The organism is Pseudomonas sp. BF-B-26 (genome assembly GCF_019956495.1).
Classification (GTDB): Bacteria; Pseudomonadota; Gammaproteobacteria; order Pseudomonadales; family Pseudomonadaceae; genus Aquipseudomonas.
On the sequence record NZ_JAHBDP010000054.1, the window covers coordinates 1 to 17,975 of the forward strand.

Consider the following 17,975-nt stretch of genomic DNA (forward strand, 5'->3'; position numbering starts at 1 on the left):
GTATCAGCCAATGTAAATGTTGAATGTGAAGCCACCTTCGCGAGCAAGCCCGCTCCCACAGGGGATTTGTGTTGAACAGGGAGAAATTACTACTTTAGTACTGGTTTTCCTGTCTATCGTCGCATTCCAATCGCACCGAGACTGGCATGTAATAGGTTCATAACTATAAGGATTGAACCCCATGCCGCGTGCCCGACGTCGTCTGCTGCGCCCTTCTCTCGCTGCGCTATCGCTGAGCCTGTTGCTGGGCGTCGCGCAGGCCGAAACACCGCTGTTTTCCGCCGACGGCTATCGCATCGGCCTGTACCGCAGCCCGACCCCGAATCAAGTACAGGGCGCCGGCATCATCGATACCGCCGCCCTGCAAACCCTGCTGACCCAAACACCGCGTCCGGTACTGATCGACGTCTACCGCCGGCAATGGCTGCAAGGACGCTTCATCGAGGACCAACCCCACGAAAACCTCCCCGGCAGCCATTGGCTGGCCAATACCGGCGACGGTGACCTGACACCCGACTGGCAGGACTATTTTGCGCGTAAGCTGAATACATTGACCGCTGGTGATCTCGCGCAACCGCTGGTCTTCTACTGCCGCTCCGATTGCTGGTTGAGCTGGAACGCCGTGAAGCGCGCCGCCGCCATAGGCTATAAGACTCTGTATTGGTATCGCGACGGCCTGGACGCCTGGCAGGCTGCCAATCTGCCCGTAACACCCGCCCAGCCAGAGCCCTTCCCCTGACCTTTACGCGTGCGAGTTGTTGCCACACCCTAATCAAAATAATGAGGTGAAAGGCTATGTACAAAATTCTGATTGCCGACGATCACCCGCTGTTTCGCGAAGCCATTCATAACGTCATCAGCGATGGTTTTCCGGGCAGCGAGGTGATGGAAACCGCCGACCTGGACAGCGCCCTGGTGCTCACGCAGGAACATGATGACCTGGACCTGATCCTGCTCGACCTGAACATGCCCGGCATGCACGGCCTCAATGGCCTGATCAACCTGCGCAACGAGGCACCGACCATTCCGGTGGTGATCGTCTCGGCCGAACAGGACAAACAAGTCGTGCTGCAAGCCATCACTTATGGCGCGGTGGGTTTCATCACCAAATCCTCGCCACGGGTGCAGATGACCGAAGCCATCCAGCAAATCCTCAACGGCAATGTCTACTTGCCGCCGGACATCATCCGCACGCAAAAAAGCGGTACAAGGCGCATGAACGACGCCCCGAGCTTCCCACCTGAACTGCTTCAGGCCTTGACCCGCAAACAGTTGCTGGTGCTCGAACGCATGACCAAGGGCGAGTCGAACAAACAGATCGCCTACACCCTGGAAATCGCCGAAACCACCGTCAAGGCCCACGTCTCGGCGATCCTGCGCAAACTCAATGTGCACAACCGGGTGCAGGCGATTTTGAGTGCCGGGGATATTGATTTCGGGTCTTACTTACGCCGCTGAGACCGAGTTGCCCCCTTCGCGAGCAAGTCGAATCGTCGCACCGCCGCTCCCACATTGGATCTGAGTCGCCTCGGTCAATTGTGGGAGCGGGCTTGCTCGCGAAGAGGCCCGCACAGGCACCAGAAGCCTCAAGGCCTGCCGAGCAAATGACTCATCGCCGTCTTGAGCTTCATCGGCCGCACCGGTTTGTGCATCAGGGTGTGGCCCAGTTCGCGGATCTGCTGTTTGAGTTCGTTGCTGTAGTTGGCGGTGATCATCATTGCCGGAATCGCCGAGCCGCGACGGGCGTTGATCCGGGCCACGGCATCGACGCCGTTCTGATCGTCATTGAGGTGATAGTCGGCGATCAGCAAATCGGCTTCTTCGTGATAGTTGTCCACTTGCCGCGCCAGGTCCTCCTCGGACAGCGCCGTGACCACCAGACACCCCCACCCTTCGAGCAACGTGCGCATGCCGGCGCAAATGGCTGCGTCATTGTCCAGCACCCACACCCGCGCCCCACGCAGACGCTCGAGCATCGGCTCACTCATCAGCAAGCTCGGCAGCGCCTTGGGTGCCGTGGCGCTGAGCGGCACTTCAACCGAGAACATCGAGCCTTTGCCCGGCCATGAACGCACATGAATGCGATGACCGAGAATCCCGGCAATCTTTTCCACGATCGCCAGACCCAGGCCCAAACCGCGATCCTGATCGGGACGCTGCACATCACCGCGTTTGAATTCCTGAAAAATCTCCTCGAGGCGGTTTTCGTCAATGCCCATGCCGCTGTCCCAGACCTCGATCGACAGGCGCTGGTGCTGACGCCGGCAACCGAGCACCACACGACCGCTGTAGGTGTAGCGAATGGCGTTGCTCAACAGATTTCGAAGAATCCGCGCCAGCAACTGAATGTCGCTGCGCACCAATGCCGAACAGGGGATGAAATGCAGTTCCAGGCCTTCGCTGCGCGCCACCTGGGTGTACTCGGCCGCGAGGTTTTCCAGCAATTCGCTCAGGGCAAACGGCGCAATGTCGGCCTTGATCACCCCGGCATCCAGCTTGGAGATGTCGACCAGCGTACCCAGCAGGTTCTCCACGTCTTCCAGGGAATTGCTGACATTGCGCACCAAAATGGCATTGGCCACCGGCTCCCGCCGTTCGAGCAACGCGCTGGTAAACAGCCGCGCAGCATTGAGCGGTTGCAGCAGGTCATGACTGACGGCAGCGAGAAACTTGGTCTTCGACAGGTTGGCCTGTTCGGCCTCGAGCTTGGCTTCACGCAGGCGAGATTCCGCCCGCCGACGCTCGTCGATCTCGCGCAGCAACTGGTCATTGAGCGTAGTCAGTTCCGCCGTGCGTTCGCGCACCCGCAACTCAAGATTCTGATAGGCCTGGTGCAGCGCTTCGGCGGTGCGGCGGCGTTCGGTGATGTCGCGGATCAACACGAAAATCCCCACCACTTCCCCGGTGGCCAGGCGATTGGGCACGTAGGAGCGCAGCATGTAGCGCTCCTGATTGTTGATGTTGGTTTCAGCGACCTCGAACGTCACGCTCTCACCGGCCAGGGCCCGGGCCACGTAGGCTTCCAGGCGCTGGTAATGCTGTTCGCTGTGGACTTCGCGCAGGCTCTGCCCAAGCATCACGCCCCGAGGCCAGCAGTACCATTCTTCATACACCTTGTTGGTGAACTCGTAGACCAGATCGGCATTCAGGTAGGCAATCAGCGCCGGCACATGGTCGGTAATCAGGCGAATCCAGCGCTCGCTTTCGCTCAGCGCTTCGGCGTGTTGGTAGCGTTCGGTGATGTCGGTGAAGGTGTTGACGAAACCGCCGGTGGGCAACGGATGGGTGCGGATTTCCAGCACCCGGCCATCGTAGAGGCGCTGCTCGCATTCCTGCACGTGGCGCCCGTTCAGATCCCGACTGGCCGGGGTCAGCAGGTTCAACTCGCTGTCGCCGATCACTTCGGCAAACGGACGATGGGCCGCCACCGGGGCCAGGCCGCTGAGTTCGAGGAAACGCCGGTTCCACAACTCCAGAATGCCCTCGGCGTTGACCATGGCCACGCCTTGGGACAGGTTATCGACCGCCCGTTGCAACAAATGGGATTTCTGCGCCACCGCCTGCTCGCGGCGCACGGTTTCGCTGAGTTTGACGTCAGTAATGTCGGTGAACAGGATCACCCGCCCGCCTTCCTGGGTGGGGCGTTCGCTGACTTGCAACCAGCGACCGTCCTGCAGGCGATAGAGCAGGTTTTCGTCGGCATGCCCGCGCGGCTCCTCAGTGAACAGCCCGGTGGCGGACATCAGTCGCTTGACCTCGGCCAGGCGCATGCCGGCGTTGATCCGCACCCGGCTGTTGCTCCAGAACGCCTTGAAGCGGCTATTGAACAAGACGATTCGCTGGTCCGCATCGAACAGCACGAACGCGTCGGAAATGCTCTCGATCGCATCGATCAAATGCTGATGCGCGGTTTCCGCCCGCAGGCGTGCCTCGCTGAGCAAGTGATTGCCTGACTTGAGTTCAGCCATGGCCTGGTTCAAGGCGTCGGTGCGCTCACGCACCTGCTCGGCCAGCACCACCGAATGCTGGAACGCCGCGTACGGGTCATTGCCGCGGGTGATGCCGGACTCGATCCGCTCGATCAGCGCGCCATTGATGCGCTGCAGTTTGTGGTTGTCGCGCTGCAGGCTGGCGATCTGGGCCTGAAGCTCAACGGTGTCCAGGGGACCGGCCTCGGGCAATGGCAACCCCGGTGAAGGTCTGGTTGATGTGCATGCCATTGAACTGTTCTCCGTAGGTGTTGAAACCCATCACCCGTTGGTCACGCAAAAACGTTCCGATCTGCTCCAGACGGCCGCCGTCTTCCAGTTCCAGTCGCCTGAGAAAGCAGTCACAGCCGATGGTCAGCAACAGATCGCCGAGGCGCTCCTGCAAGCCTTCGAACAGGGTTTGCAGATTCGGCAGCATCGGGCCGGGCGTCATGACAGTGAGGACGATGCCGTTTTCCACCGCGCAGTAGAAACTCAGGCTCAGGTCCGGATGAACCTGCTGGATCGCCCGCACGTAATATTGATCGTTGATCCGTACGGCCAAGGGGTGCGCAGCGAAGATCCGGTGATCGAGCTCCGCCACCGGCACACCGATGTGCCGGGCGTACTCCTCGGCGGCCGGCTCGGCATTGAGTTCAAAGACCCGACGCGAGGCGCTGTCGGCCCCGGTGACCACCAGTTTTTCTGCTCGGGGCAGGATGTGGTGGGTGGTGAAGACTTCAAAGTCGAGCCAGGTATTGACCAACACCACCACGGCCGCGCCGCTGTGGAACTCGCCATTGAAATAGACGTGAGTGTGGGTCAGGTAATTGTCGTCGCCGGCCGAACCGCCGAAATGCGGGATGTCGCCCAACGCTGCACTCAGGGCCGCGAGGACCATTTCTTCACGGCTGGACAAGCCATCGAGCAGGGTCAGCGCAAAGCTGTTGCCCTTGATCGGCGCCAGGGTGTTGCTGCGACAGCCACTGACCAGGCGCTCGACCATTTGCTGGGCGTCGATCAGGCTGAAGCGCTCCATCTCGCAGATCAGTTCGGCGTCGATGGAGAAATGCCGGTGGTCGAAGCCGACCGCGGTCACGCAGTTGCGGCCATAGCCCAAAGGCGTGATTTCCCCGGCGCTGGTGCAACCCACCAGGCGAATGCCGCCGAAGCTTTGTTGCAAGGCCTGGCCCAGCGCCTGCAAGTCGTACTCGGCGGAACAGAAGAACAGCACGAAACCCAAGTGCGGATGCAACAGTTGTCGCGCCAGCTCCTGCGCCACTTGCTGGGCATCGGTGGCCTGGGACATGGCACTGACCACACCTTCACTCTGGACCTGCTGCATCTTCGCCTCCCGCAGGTGCGCATGTATGAGGTTCGAGTGTACGAAGCCTGTGAGCTGCGACGTATGCTACTTGGGTAGCGGGTAGCCGCTTCGATGGGATGAGAGTCTGCAATGAGTTCATGATGGCCGACGCTTTTGTGGCGAGGGGACTTGTCCCCGTTGGACTGCGCAGCAGGCCCCCTGCGGTCGATGCGCAACCGGAAGGGGGCCGCTTCACGACCCAACGGGGACAAGTCCCCTCGCCACAGGTGAGCGGCGTTGCTACAGGGTTACCAGGTCAGCACCGCCCCCACCGCAAAGGTGTCGGTGTCTTCGTCCTGGGCATTGGTGTCGTGGCCGTTGATTGCGAACTGGTTGTACTCGGCCACCAGCTTGAGGTTGTCGTTGACGTCATGGAACAGCGCAATGCCGCGGGTTTCGTAGTCCGCGCCGCTGCCGACCACGCCATTGCCGTCATCGTTGGTCTTGCCGTAAGACAAGGCCAAGCGGTTCTTGCCCAGTTTGTAGGAGCCCTGCAGCAGGTAACCGTCACTGTCGACGTTGCGCAGAACCGGCTCGCCGGCGTTGTTGGTAAAGAACGGGTTGATGCCCTTGGCCTGGAAGCCGGAGCCGGTGAGGGACAAGCCGCCCATTTTCGCCTGCACGCCATAGCCGACGCCTTTGGAGGTGACGGACTGGACGGTGGAATCGGTATTGTCCGACGTCTGGTAGCTGCCATTGACCCAGCTGTAAATCTTCGCCCCGGCGAGGTCGAACTGATAGGTGATCTCGCTCTCGGTCCGCGGGTTCTCCTGGTAAGCCTTGCCTGTCGGACTGCTGTCGTTGGTGTCCACCGGGTCCATGATCCCCACGGCCACCCGCAAACCCTCCATCACCGGCGTGCGGTAGGTGATCTGTGACGTCGGGAACGGGTACGGATAACCCGTGCCGATGTTGCCGAACGACACCCCGCCACCGTCCACCAGCCCCAGGGTATCGCTGACCTGGCCGTAACCGGCGAGCATTTCATCCAGCAGAATGTTGGAACGGGCGAACAGGCCAAAGTCCTTGCCGATCAGCACTTCGCCCCACTCCGGGTTGGCCACCGTGCCGTAGAACTGCCGCACGTCGATGGCGGTGTCGGTGCCGTTGGTTTCGCTGTCGTTGATGGTCACCCAGAAGGAGGACCGGGCGCCGAGCTTGAGGTCGTCGACCTGCTTGCTCATGTTGAAGCCCAGATAGTTGGGCAGAAAACCCATCTTCACCCGCGCCTGTCGCCGGTCGAACTGGTCGCCGGCACGGTCCACTTTGCTGTTCACATAGAAGGCGTTGATGTAGCCGTCGGTGGAAAACGTGGTCTGGTCCTTGTCGTACAACACGATCTCGGCTTGGGCCATCGAGCTCAAACCGAGGGTCGAAAGGCTGGCGATGAAGGCAGGCAAGAAACGATGCTTGATGTTCTTATTGTTGTGCATGACGCGCTCCGCAGCGGGGGACTGGATGTCGGAGGCGATTATCGAAAGCTGACCGGCGGCGTCATACGCTGCCTTGGAGGCGGTTTTGAAATGCTTTGGAGTGGCCGGTGATGCGCGACAAGTTCGGTGTAAGACCGTCCGTCGACGAGGCCCGGAACTTAAGGTGTACGCCTGTGGAACGGACTGGCGTCCACAGGAACCGGTACTGGCTAGACGCCCGCTCTAAACAGCATGTAAGCGGCGACCACGACACAGATGCTGGCGAAGCCGATCTGCAATCCCCGGGCCGGTACTCGCGCGCAAAGTCTGCGGCCAATGATCATGCCGACGATGCTCGAGACGATAAACGCCACGCCCAAACCGTCGATTCGCACCCCGGCCTGAAACGCGCCGATCACGCCGATGGCGGAAATCAGGCTGATCACCATCAACGAAGTGGCGACGATTCCACGCATCTGCACATCGGTCAGCTGCTTGAACGCCGGGACGATCAGGAAGCCGCCACCGACCCCGAGCAGCCCGGAGACCACACCGGTCACCGCGCCCAATGCCGCGAGGGTCGCGGTGCACTTGGCGGTCCAGGAAAAGCGCCCGGTCTGCTGGTCGAGCATGCAGTTCTTCTGGCCCCAGTTGGCGTGGCCGTGGTCGCTTGGACCTTCGTCCTGGCGCTCACGACGCAGCATCCGCCAGGCCACCATGACCATCAGCAGGCTGAACAGGATCATCAGGATTTTTTCCGGCAACTGATGGGCGAAGTAGATGCCGATCGGCGAAAAAATCGCCCCCAGCAGGGCGATCAGCAGCGCGGCGCGGTAGCGCACCAGGCCATGGCGCAACCCGTCAATGGCGCCGACAGCCGCCGCACTGCCCACCGCGAACAATGCGACCGGCGCGGCTTGCGTCATGGTCCAACCCAACCCCAATACCAGCGCCGGCACCGCAAGAATGCCGCCACCGGCCCCGGTCAAACCGAGTACCAACCCCATCACCACGCCAAAAAAACTCGCCAGCAACATAAAACACTCGTGATCTGCGAAAAAAGCCGGGAACGCCCGGTATCGATGACTGACAGGATAGAGCCCGCGCAGTTTTTTTCATTAATTGAATGGATGCGGGCTGGTCAGCGCAGGGAAAATGAAACTACCCTCATGGCTTGTCCTAAAAGAAAACGGCCACCATGCCCGCCTTGATTGAAGCTTTTTTAGACCCTGCCTCGTCGACCTACAGCTACGTCATCTACGAGCACGATGGCGGGCACTGCGCCATCGTCGACCCGGTGCTCGACTACGACCCCGCCGCCGGGCGAACCGCCACCACCCAGGCCGACAAGATCATCGCCTTCGTTCGCCAACATCAGCTGCAGGTGCAATGGCTGCTGGAAACCCACGCCCATGCCGATCACCTGTCCGCTGCGCCTTATCTGCGGCGGGAACTGGGCGGAAAGATTGCGATTGGTCAGTCGATCAGCAAGGTTCAAGGGGTGTTCAAGACCCTGTTCAATCTTGAACCGGAGTTCTGTATCGATGGTTCGCAGTTCGATCACCTGTTCGCGCCGGATGAATCGTTCAGGATCGGCAATCTCAAGGCCACGGCCCTGCATGTTCCCGGCCACACGCCAGCGGACATGGCTTATCTGATCGACAGCGATGTGATTCTGGTGGGCGATACGCTGTTCATGCCAGACGTGGGCACCGCGCGCTGCGACTTTCCCGGCGGCAACGCCAACCAGATGTTTGCTTCGATTCGCAAACTGCTGGCCTTCCCTGCCGGCGTTCGACTGTATGTCTGCCACGACTACCCGCCCGAGGGTCGTAAACCGCAGTGCATGAGCACGGTGGGCGAACAGCGCAAAAGCAACATTCACATTCATGACGGCATCGACGAAACCGCGTTCGTCGCCATGCGCACCCGGCGAGATGCGGGGTTGGGCATGCCGACGCTGTTGCTCCCGGCGATCCAGGTGAATGTGCGGGCGGGGAATTTGCCGCCAGCCGAGGGCAATGGCGTTACTTACTTGAAGATCCCCCTGAATAAACTCTGAGTTCGATCGTTCCCCCGCTCCGTAGCAACTGTCGTTGTGGCGAGGGGATAAATCCCCTCGCCACAACGACAGCTGCGACAGGGGATTTGCGTTTAGTTGTTGAGGGTCAATCCGTTGGCCGGCAACGGCAGCGCGGTTTTATAGCGCACTTGCTTGAGCGCAAAGCTCGAACGGATGTTGGCGACGCCGGGGACTTTGGTGAGGAAGTCCATCATGAAACGCTCCAGCGACTGAATAGTCGGCACCAGCACCCGGATCAAATAGTCCGGGTCGCCGGCCATCAAATAGCACTCCATGACTTCCGGGCGATCCGAGATCGCCTCCTCGAAATGCTGCAACGCCTCCTCCACCTGTTTTTCCAGACTTACGTGAATGAACACGTTCACATGCAGCCCCAGCAAATCGGCATCCAGCAGGGTCACTTGCTCACGAATCAAGCCCAATTCTTCCATCGCCTTGACCCGGTTGAAGCACGGGGTTGGCGACAGGTTGACCGAGCGTGCGAGGTCGGCGTTGGTGATGCGCGCGTTCTCCTGAAGGCTGTTCAAAATGCCGATATCGGTACGGTCCAGTTTGCGCATGAGACAAAACCACCTGTTTTTTATGTTTATGCAGATTTTTTATCCTCAAATGATCGCCAGCGCAACGAAACAGAGAGAAATATTCTTCTTGGCCCGGCCTATGATTGTTGTAGGACAAGATTTCTTTCATCGAAGAATGACGGTCAGCTCACTACAAAAAATTCACAAGATCGAGCGTAGAAGCCATGAACCAAGCGTACGAACCGCTGCATCTGCACGTTCCCGAACCATCGGGCCGTCCTGGCTGCAAAACCGACTTCTCCTACCTGCGTCTGACCGACGCCGGCACGGTGCGCAAACCCCCAATCGACGTTGAACCGGCCGACACCGCTGATCTGGCCAAGGGCCTGATTCGCGTGCTCGATGACGAGGGCAATGCCCTCGGTCCTTGGGCTGAAGGCGTGCCGTCCGAGATCCTGCGCAAAGGCATGCGCGCCATGCTCAAGACGCGGATTTATGACAACCGCATGGTGGTCGCCCAGCGTCAGAAAAAAATGTCGTTCTACATGCAGAGCCTTGGCGAAGAAGCCATCGGCAGCGGCCAGGCCCTGGCGTTGAACGTCGATGACATGTGCTTCCCGACGTACCGCCAGCAAAGCATCCTGATGGCGCGCGAAGTGCCGCTGGTGGACCTGATCTGCCAACTGCTGTCCAACGAGCGTGATCCGCTCAAGGGACGTCAGCTGCCGATCATGTATTCGGTCAAAGACTATGGCTTCTTCACCATTTCCGGCAACCTCGCCACCCAGTTCGTCCAGGCAGTAGGCTGGGGCATGGCCTCGGCGATCAAGGGCGACACCAAAATCGCCTCGGCCTGGATCGGCGACGGCGCCACCGCTGAATCCGACTTCCACACCGCCCTCACCTTCGCCCACGTTTACCGTGCGCCAGTGATCCTCAACGTGGTCAACAACCAGTGGGCAATCTCCACGTTCCAGGCGATTGCCGGCGGTGAAGCCACTACGTTTGCCGGCCGTGGCGTCGGTTGCGGCATTGCCTCCCTGCGGGTCGATGGCAACGATTTCGTCGCGGTCTACGCCGCCTCTGCCTGGGCCGCCGAACGCGCCCGCCGCAACCTCGGCCCGACCATGATCGAATGGGTTACCTACCGCGCCGGTCCGCACTCGACTTCTGATGATCCGTCCAAATACCGTCCTGCTGACGACTGGAGCTACTTCCCGTTGGGCGACCCGATTGCGCGTCTGAAGCAGCACCTGGTGAAAATCGGTCACTGGTCCGAAGAGGAACACGTCGCCGTCAGCGCCGAACTGGAAGCCGAAGTGATCGCCGCGCAGAAAGAAGCCGAGCAGTACGGCACCCTCGCCGGCGGCCAGATTCCGAGCGCCGCGACCATGTTCGAAGACGTCTACAAAGAGATGCCGGAGCACTTGAAGCGCCAGCGTCAAGAGTTGGGGATCTGACATGAACGATCACAACAACAAAATCGAGTTGGAAACCGCCATGACCACGACCACCATGACCATGATCCAGGCCCTGCGCTCGGCCATGGATGTGATGCTTGAGCGTGACGACAATGTCGTGGTGTTCGGCCAGGACGTTGGCTACTTCGGCGGCGTGTTCCGTTGCACCGAAGGCCTGCAGAACAAGTACGGCACCTCCCGCGTATTCGATGCGCCGATCTCCGAAAGCGGCATCGTCGGCGTCGCCGTCGGTATGGGTGCTTATGGTCTGCGGCCGGTGGCCGAGATTCAGTTCGCCGATTACGTTTACCCTGCATCGGACCAGATCATTTCCGAAGCCGCCCGCCTGCGCTATCGCTCGGCCGGCGAGTTCACCGCACCGATGACCCTGCGCATGCCTTGCGGCGGCGGCATCTACGGCGGCCAGACCCACAGCCAAAGTATTGAGGCGATGTTCACCCAGGTCTGCGGTTTGCGCACGGTCATGCCGTCCAACCCTTACGACGCCAAAGGTTTGTTGATCGCCTCCATCGAAAACGATGACCCGGTGATCTTCCTCGAGCCAAAACGCCTGTACAACGGCCCGTTCGACGGTCACCACGAACGCCCGGTGACCCCGTGGTCGAAACACCCGGCCGCACAAGTTCCGGACGGTTACTACACCGTGCCGCTGGACGTCGCCGCGATCACCCGTCCGGGCAAGGACGTGACCATCCTGACGTACGGCACCACGGTTTATGTGTCGCAAGTGGCGGCTGAAGAAACCGGCATCGACGCTGAAGTCATCGACCTGCGCAGCTTGTGGCCGCTGGACCTGGACACCATCGTCAAGTCAGTGAAGAAAACCGGCCGCTGCGTGATCGTTCACGAAGCGACCCGCACCTGCGGTTTCGGCGCCGAACTGGTCGCCCTGGTGCAAGAGCACTGCTTCCACTACCTGGAAGCGCCTATCGAGCGCGTCACCGGTTGGGACACTCCCTACCCGCACGCACAAGAGTGGGCGTATTTCCCTGGTCCGTCCCGAGTGGGCGCGGCTTTGCATCGGGTTATGGAGGTCTGAATGGGCACGCACGTTATTAAAATGCCGGACATTGGTGAAGGCATTGCAGAAGTTGAACTGTCTCAGTGGCACGTCAAGGTCGGCGACATGGTCGTCGAAGATCAGGTACTGGCCGATGTCATGACCGACAAGGCGATGGTCGACATCCCGTCGCCGGTGAACGGCAAGGTGATTGCGCTGGGCGGACAGCCTGGCGAAGTCATGGCGGTTGGCAGCATCCTGATCAGCATTGAAGTCGAAGGCGCGGGCAACGTTAAAGAGTCCGCTCAGCCTGCACCTGTTAAAGAAGCACCGATGGCGGCGCCGAAAGTTGCCGCCGCTGTTGAAAGCAAACCGGTCGCCGCTGCAGCGCCGCGAGCGGTCGTATGCCAGGGCCCAATGGTCGCTCGCGAAGCGGATGAACGTCCGCTGGCCTCCCCGGCCGTGCGCAAACATGCGCTGGACCTCGGCATCCAGTTGCGTCTGGTGCGTGGCACCGGCCCTGCCGGTCGGGTGCTGCACGAAGACCTCGAGGCCTATCTGGCTCAGGGTCAGCAGCCGCAATCAACCGCTGCCGCTGCTTACGCCCAGCGCAACGACGAAGAGCAAATCCCGGTCATCGGCATGCGCCGCAAGATCGCCCAGCGCATGCAGGACGCCACTCAGCGCGCCGCTCACTTCAGTTACGTCGAAGAAATCGACGTCACCGCCGTGGAAGAACTGCGCGCTCATCTGAATGAAAAACACGGTGCAACCCGCGGTAAGCTGACCTTGCTGCCGTTCCTGGTCCGCGCTCTGGTTGTTGCCCTGCGCGACTTCCCGCAGATCAACGCCCGTTACGACGACGAAGCCCAGGTCATCACCCGCCTCGGCGCCGTGCACGTGGGCATCGCCACCCAAGCCGAGATTGGTTTGATGGTGCCGGTGGTCCGTCACGCCGAAACCCGCAGCTTGTGGGACAGCGCTCAGGAAATTTCTCGCCTCGCTACCGCTGCCCGCACTGGCAAGGCCAGCCGCGATGAATTGTCCGGTTCGACCATCACCCTGACCAGCCTCGGCGCCTTGGGCGGTATCGTCAGCACCCCGGTGCTGAACCTGCCGGAAGTGGCGATCGTGGGCGTCAACAAAATCGTCGAACGCCCGATGGTCGTCAAAGGCCAGATCGTGATTCGCAAGATGATGAACCTCTCCAGCTCCTTCGATCACCGCGTGGTCGATGGCATGGACGCGGCGCAATTCATCCAGGCCATCCGTGGCTTGCTCGAACAACCCGCCACCCTGTTTGTGGACTCTTTTTAACTGGAGCAGGCATGCAAACTCTGAACACCACGCTGCTGATCATCGGCGGCGGCCCCGGCGGTTATGTGACGGCGATTCGTGCCGGCCAGCTGGGCATTTCGACCATTCTGGTGGAAGGCGAATCACTGGGCGGCACGTGCCTGAACATCGGCTGCATTCCGTCCAAGGCGTTGATCCACGTCGCCGAACAGTTTCACCAGACCCAGCATCACAGCCAGCACTCGGCGCTGGGCATCAGCGTGTCAGCGCCGACCCTCGATATCAGCAAGAGTGTCGAGTGGAAGGACGGCATCGTTGATCGCCTGACCACGGGCGTTTCGGCGCTGCTGAAAAAGAACAAAATCCAGGTTATTCAGGGTTTTGCGAAAGTCATTGATGGTAAAACCGTAGAAGTCGGCAACACACGCATTCAGTGCGAGCACCTGGTGCTGGCCACCGGCTCGAAAAGCGTGAACCTGCCGATGCTGCCGATTGGCGGCCCGATCATCTCCTCCACCGAAGCCCTGGCGCCGACGTCCGTGCCGAAACGGCTGATCGTGGTCGGTGGCGGTTACATCGGTCTGGAGCTGGGGATTGCCTATCGCAAGCTCGGTGCCGAGGTCAGCGTGGTCGAGGCTCAGGATCGCATCCTGCCGGCCTACGACGCCGAACTGACGCAGCCCGTGCATGACGAGTTGAAAAAACTCGGCATGAAGCTTTACTTGAAGCACAGCGTTCAAGGCTTTGATTCTCTTAGTAATACACTGCAAGTTCTTGACCCGAATGGCGACACCTTCAACCTCGAAACCGATCAGGTACTGGTGGCCGTCGGCCGCAAACCGAACACCCAGGGCTGGAACCTCGAAGGTTTGAACCTGGACATGAACGGCTCGGCGATCAAGATCGACAACCGCTGTCAGACCAGCATGCGCAACGTGTATGCCATTGGCGACGTGAGTGGCGAACCGATGCTCGCGCACCGGGCCATGGCTCAGGGCGAGATGGTGGCCGAACTGATCAGCGGTAAATACCGCGAGTTCAACCCCACCGCCATCGCCGCCGTGTGCTTTACCGACCCGGAACTGGTGGTGGTCGGCAAGACCCCGGACGACGTCAAGGCGGCGGGTCTGGACTGCATCGTTTCCAGCTTCCCGTTCGCCGCCAATGGTCGGGCGATGACGCTGGAATCGAAAAGCGGTTTCGTACGGGTCGTAGCGCGACGTGACAATCATGTGATTGTTGGCTGGCAGGCGGTCGGTGTGGGTGTGTCGGAATTGTCGACGGCGTTCGGTCAAAGCCTGGAAATGGGCGCCCGGCTGGAAGACATTGCCGGCACCATCCACGCGCATCCAACGCTCGGCGAAGCGGTACAGGAAGCGGCGTTGCGAGCTCTTGGTCACGCGCTGCACCTGTAAACGCGGTCAACTGTGGCGAGGGAGCTTGCTCCCGCTGGGCTGCGAAGCGGCCCCCTGCTGACTTCCAGACACACCGTGTTGTCTGGATTTACGACTGCTTCGCAGCCGAGCGGGAGCAAGCTCCCTCGCCACAGGATTTCGAACGATAAGTAATCGGCGGCAAATTTAATGAGCGAGCCGATAGTCCGGGCTGCGAAATGGTCTCGGAATGAAGTATTGTTGTCCCCATCCAGAAAAACGTCAGAAGCCTTGAACCGTTTCGGCGGTTGTTAAGCGATAGAGGGTGTCATGGGTAACGAAAGCATCAATTGGGACAAGTTGGGTTTTGACTACATCAAGACAGACAAGCGCTATCTGTCGCACTGGCGTAATGGCGAGTGGGACAAAGGCACCCTGACCGAAGACAATGTGCTGCACATCAGCGAAGGTTCCACTGCCCTTCACTATGGCCAGCAATGCTTCGAAGGGCTGAAGGCCTATCGTTGCAAGGACGGTTCGATCAACCTGTTCCGCCCGGACCAGAACGCCGCCCGCATGCAACGCAGCTGCGCGCGCCTGCTGATGCCACACGTGTCCACCGAGCAGTTCGTCGAAGCCTGCAAGGAAGTGGTCCGCGCCAACGAGCGTTTCATCCCGCCTTACGGCACCGGCGGCGCGCTGTACCTGCGTCCGTTCGTGATCGGCGTGGGTGACAACATCGGCGTGCGTACCGCGCCCGAGTTCATCTTCTCGATCTTCGCCATTCCGGTCGGTGCCTACTTCAAGGGCGGCCTGACCCCGCACAACTTCCTGATCTCCAGCTACGACCGCGCCGCCCCACAAGGCACCGGTGCCGCCAAGGTCGGTGGTAACTACGCGGCCAGCCTGATGCCAGGTTCCCAGGCCAAGAAAGCCCACTTCGCCGACTGCATTTACCTGGACCCGATGACCCACACGAAAATCGAAGAAGTCGGCTCGGCCAACTTCTTCGGGATCACCCACGACAACAAGTTCGTCACCCCGAACTCGCCGTCCGTCCTGCCGGGCATCACCCGTCTGTCGTTGATCGAGCTGGCCAAAACGCGTCTGGGCCTGGAAGTGGTCGAAGGCGACGTGTTCATCGACAAGCTGTCCGACTTCAAGGAAGCCGGTGCTTGCGGTACTGCCGCAGTGATCACACCGATCGGCGGCATCAGCTACAAAGACAAACTGCACGTGTTCCACAGCGAAACCGAAGTCGGCCCGGTCACCCAGAAGCTCTACAAAGAGCTGACCGGTGTACAGACCGGCGACATCGAAGCGCCAGCGGGCTGGATCGTCAAGGTTTGATTTGACGGGGCTTGATCCCAAGCGGCACATAACCCATCCATCGCTGTGGCGATGGGTGGGTTTTTTATTGCGTTAATGGCACGGGATGGAACCTTGCAGTTCTCGTATGCGTTCAAGCATGTTTTCTGGGCAATGTTGCTTTAGGGATTCCACGTCAATCGGCTTTGGTGGTGAAGCTAAAAACCGAGCAATGGCCTCCTTGTCAAACTCTTCAAAAATATAGAAGCGGCTAGGATCATAAAAGTACAAATCCTTGACGCCTTTATTAGTAGTAATTAGTTTTTTGTCAAAAAAGGCCGCCTCTAAGGCTCGAAGCGTGAGGCCAGATTGCCCGGGCTGATTGATCTCTATCAGCACGTCAGCATCAATTACCTTCTGAAGGTTTTCCTCATACGGCAATACTGAATCAGTATGATATTTCGATAGCGGGACGGATGACTCATCCTTCACGATTTGAAATTTAATGCTACAACCCAAGCTCTCAAGATCATTAGCCATACTTTCTATCAGGTGAGCGCGACCTTTATCCCTACCAAGAAAAAAACAAGTGATACGGGGGGATTGCTCCAGCCTTTCGGTATTCAGCTTTCTTGCTGCTTCTGCATTGAAAGGAAAGAACTGCTCCAGGTAATCGATACCAAACAAACGGCACTGGTCCGGGTCGAAGCTATAGATTTTGTCGAAAAGTTTTCTCATTTCATCGACAAAGGCCGCATCCACCAGATCTCTGATCAGAAGAACCTTTAAGCCTCTGAAAGTGCTGATAACACTAGGGTTTAATCCGCGTCTAACTTGCCCCTCATTACAGATCAGTATGTCTTTGGTACTTACAGATTTACTCGCATTGACCCACCTCCCTAGCCAGGCTGTTGACATAGTTAGCGGGATTTTTTTTTGAAGTGATCTTAGAGTGCGGTTGATTCTTTTGGCGTAAGCCGGAATGTGGAACATATGAACATCATGCTTTTCAGCAAGACCATCGATCATAATCTGCTCATATCGAGCTTTCCAGCCTAAAAAAAACACTCTCATATCATAGTTCTCAGGTGCATAGCACATTGCCATTTAGCAAGTAGTTTGACACAACACCCTCCAATTGGTGAAACCGGTTCACCACGCAAGTATTCGATAACATCAAGAACCTGCTGGTGTGTATTCATCCTGAGCAATGCGGGCAAACAACCACTCCACAAACACCCGAGTCTGCGCCGTCACGTCCGGCGCGACACCGTAGTAATAACGCGGCAATGGCATTCGCAACTCGGGCAACGGGCAAATCAGGCGACCGCTCGAGAGGTGGGTGCCCAGCAAAGAGGTCGGGCACAAGGCAATGCCCTGACCTTCCACGGCGGCCTCAAGCACTCGGTGCATGTGGTCAAACTGCCGGGTGACCTGAGTGGCTGACTGGCCTTGAGCAAAATGCAGGGCCCAGTTGTGCCAATCTTCGCGACGCGCCTTGGCGGTCAATAACGTGTGCCGGCTCAGGGACCTGAGGTCTTCAAGGGCCAGGCGCTCGATCAGCGAGGGTGCTGCGACCAGCAACAGTTCGTCTTCGAAGAGGACTCGCGCCTCAATCGCCGGCGCCCAATCGTCACGACCACGGCGAATGACGATGTCGAACCCGTCGCGCGCATGATCGGGTGCCTGGGTTTGGGTCATCACTTGCGGTTTGATGTCCGGGTGCTGCGCAATGAAATCTTCCAGTCTGGGCGCTAGCCAAAGCATCGCAAAGGATGGGCGGACATTGATCTTCACGGTCGGCAGCGACGCATGTTGCTTGAGCGCAGCCGCGGCGTTGGCGATCTGCGCCAGCCCGGCACTCACCTGCTCATAAAAGCGCTGACCGGCCGGCGTCAACACCGATTGACGGACACGCCGCTCAAACAGCAGCACACCCAGGTGCTCCTCAAGCAATTTGATGTGCCGGCTGACGGCACTGTGACTGACATGCAGCTCCTCGGCCGCCAGGCTGAAACTTTGATGGCGAGCAGCAACGGCGAAGGCGCGAACAGCATTAAGCGGCGGTAGTGGATTGATCATGTGTCTAATTTAGTCACATATGCAGCGCAATTAAAGCGTTTGTCACGCCTACGTCGTCACGCCAATCTGCTCGTACGCAGCCAGC

General features: G+C 59.3%; 15 protein-coding genes. 8 read left to right on the top strand and 7 right to left on the bottom strand.

Annotated features, from left to right (window positions below; translation table 11 throughout):
• Nucleotides 1-181 precede the first annotated feature (181 nt).
• A complete protein-coding gene (locus KGB03_RS04745; protein WP_223526466.1) occupies nt 182-739 on the top strand; it encodes a PQQ-dependent catabolism-associated CXXCW motif protein in 558 nt (185 codons plus the stop codon).
• A gap of 56 nt (nt 740-795) precedes the next feature.
• A complete protein-coding gene (locus KGB03_RS04750) occupies nt 796-1,458 on the top strand; it encodes a response regulator transcription factor (protein ID WP_074876021.1) in 663 nt (220 codons plus the stop codon).
• A 128-nt stretch (nt 1,459-1,586) separates the two neighbouring features.
• Here the strand turns inward: KGB03_RS04750 and nahK are convergent, their stop codons facing one another.
• The 4 genes from nahK to KGB03_RS04770 form a co-directional block, all read right to left on the bottom strand.
• A complete protein-coding gene (nahK, locus tag KGB03_RS04755; protein ID WP_223526513.1) occupies nt 1,587-4,181 on the bottom strand; it encodes a hybrid sensor histidine kinase/response regulator NahK/ErcS' in 2,595 nt (864 codons plus the stop codon).
• Nucleotides 4,150-5,313: a nitric oxide-sensing protein NosP gene (gene nosP, locus KGB03_RS04760; protein ID WP_111452212.1), complete on the bottom strand. Its 1,164-nt coding sequence runs from the start codon at nt 5,311-5,313 to the stop codon at nt 4,150-4,152. Before nosP ends, nahK begins: the two co-directional genes overlap by 32 nt.
• Before the next feature lie 269 nt (nt 5,314-5,582).
• On the bottom strand, nt 5,583-6,767 hold the full coding sequence (locus KGB03_RS04765; protein WP_111452210.1) for a porin: 1,185 nt from the start codon (nt 6,765-6,767) through the stop codon (nt 5,583-5,585).
• Nucleotides 6,768-6,976: 209 nt separating this feature from the next.
• A complete protein-coding gene (locus KGB03_RS04770) occupies nt 6,977-7,783 on the bottom strand; it encodes a sulfite exporter TauE/SafE family protein (RefSeq protein ID WP_111452209.1) in 807 nt (268 codons plus the stop codon).
• A gap of 161 nt (nt 7,784-7,944) precedes the next feature.
• Here KGB03_RS04770 and KGB03_RS04775 point away from each other — a divergent pair, with 161 nt between their 5' ends.
• The gene (locus KGB03_RS04775; protein ID WP_223526467.1) at nt 7,945-8,808 is read left to right on the top strand and encodes an MBL fold metallo-hydrolase; all 864 of its coding nucleotides are present in this window, start codon (nt 7,945-7,947) and stop codon (nt 8,806-8,808) included.
• A gap of 92 nt (nt 8,809-8,900) precedes the next feature.
• On the opposite strand, the gene bkdR is transcribed toward KGB03_RS04775, so the two are convergent.
• Nucleotides 8,901-9,389, bottom strand: a complete 489-nt coding sequence (gene bkdR / locus KGB03_RS04780) for a Bkd operon transcriptional regulator BkdR (protein WP_008005367.1) — start codon at nt 9,387-9,389, stop codon at nt 8,901-8,903.
• Nucleotides 9,390-9,574: 185 nt separating this feature from the next.
• On the opposite strand from bkdR, the gene KGB03_RS04785 reads away from it, so the two are divergent.
• From KGB03_RS04785 to KGB03_RS04805, 5 genes are all read left to right on the top strand, one after another.
• Complete coding sequence (locus tag KGB03_RS04785; protein ID WP_192409545.1) at nt 9,575-10,810, top strand: 3-methyl-2-oxobutanoate dehydrogenase (2-methylpropanoyl-transferring) subunit alpha; 1,236 nt, start codon at nt 9,575-9,577, stop codon at nt 10,808-10,810.
• Between the two features lies 1 nt (nt 10,811).
• Nucleotides 10,812-11,870, top strand: a complete 1,059-nt coding sequence (locus KGB03_RS04790; RefSeq protein WP_033054499.1) for an alpha-ketoacid dehydrogenase subunit beta — start codon at nt 10,812-10,814, stop codon at nt 11,868-11,870.
• Complete coding sequence (locus tag KGB03_RS04795; protein ID WP_223526468.1) at nt 11,871-13,148, top strand: dihydrolipoamide acetyltransferase family protein; 1,278 nt, start codon at nt 11,871-11,873, stop codon at nt 13,146-13,148.
• Nucleotides 13,149-13,159: 11 nt separating this feature from the next.
• A complete protein-coding gene (gene lpdA / locus KGB03_RS04800; protein ID WP_223526469.1) occupies nt 13,160-14,542 on the top strand; it encodes a dihydrolipoyl dehydrogenase in 1,383 nt (460 codons plus the stop codon).
• Between the two features lie 288 nt (nt 14,543-14,830).
• Nucleotides 14,831-15,850 carry a branched-chain amino acid aminotransferase gene (locus KGB03_RS04805; RefSeq protein WP_111452205.1) on the top strand — a complete coding sequence of 340 codons (1,020 nt, stop codon included), beginning with the start codon at nt 14,831-14,833 and terminating at the stop codon, nt 15,848-15,850.
• 72 nt (nt 15,851-15,922) lie between these two features.
• Here KGB03_RS04805 and KGB03_RS04810 read toward each other — a convergent pair whose 3' ends face one another.
• Both KGB03_RS04810 and KGB03_RS04815 read right to left on the bottom strand, forming a co-directional pair.
• Nucleotides 15,923-16,837 (bottom strand): hypothetical protein, encoded by a 915-nt coding sequence (locus KGB03_RS04810; protein WP_218537838.1) that lies wholly within the window; start codon nt 16,835-16,837, stop codon nt 15,923-15,925.
• A 147-nt stretch (nt 16,838-16,984) separates the two neighbouring features.
• Nucleotides 16,985-17,890 (bottom strand): LysR substrate-binding domain-containing protein, encoded by a 906-nt coding sequence (locus KGB03_RS04815; protein WP_223526470.1) that lies wholly within the window; start codon nt 17,888-17,890, stop codon nt 16,985-16,987.
• Nucleotides 17,891-17,975 lie beyond the last annotated feature (85 nt).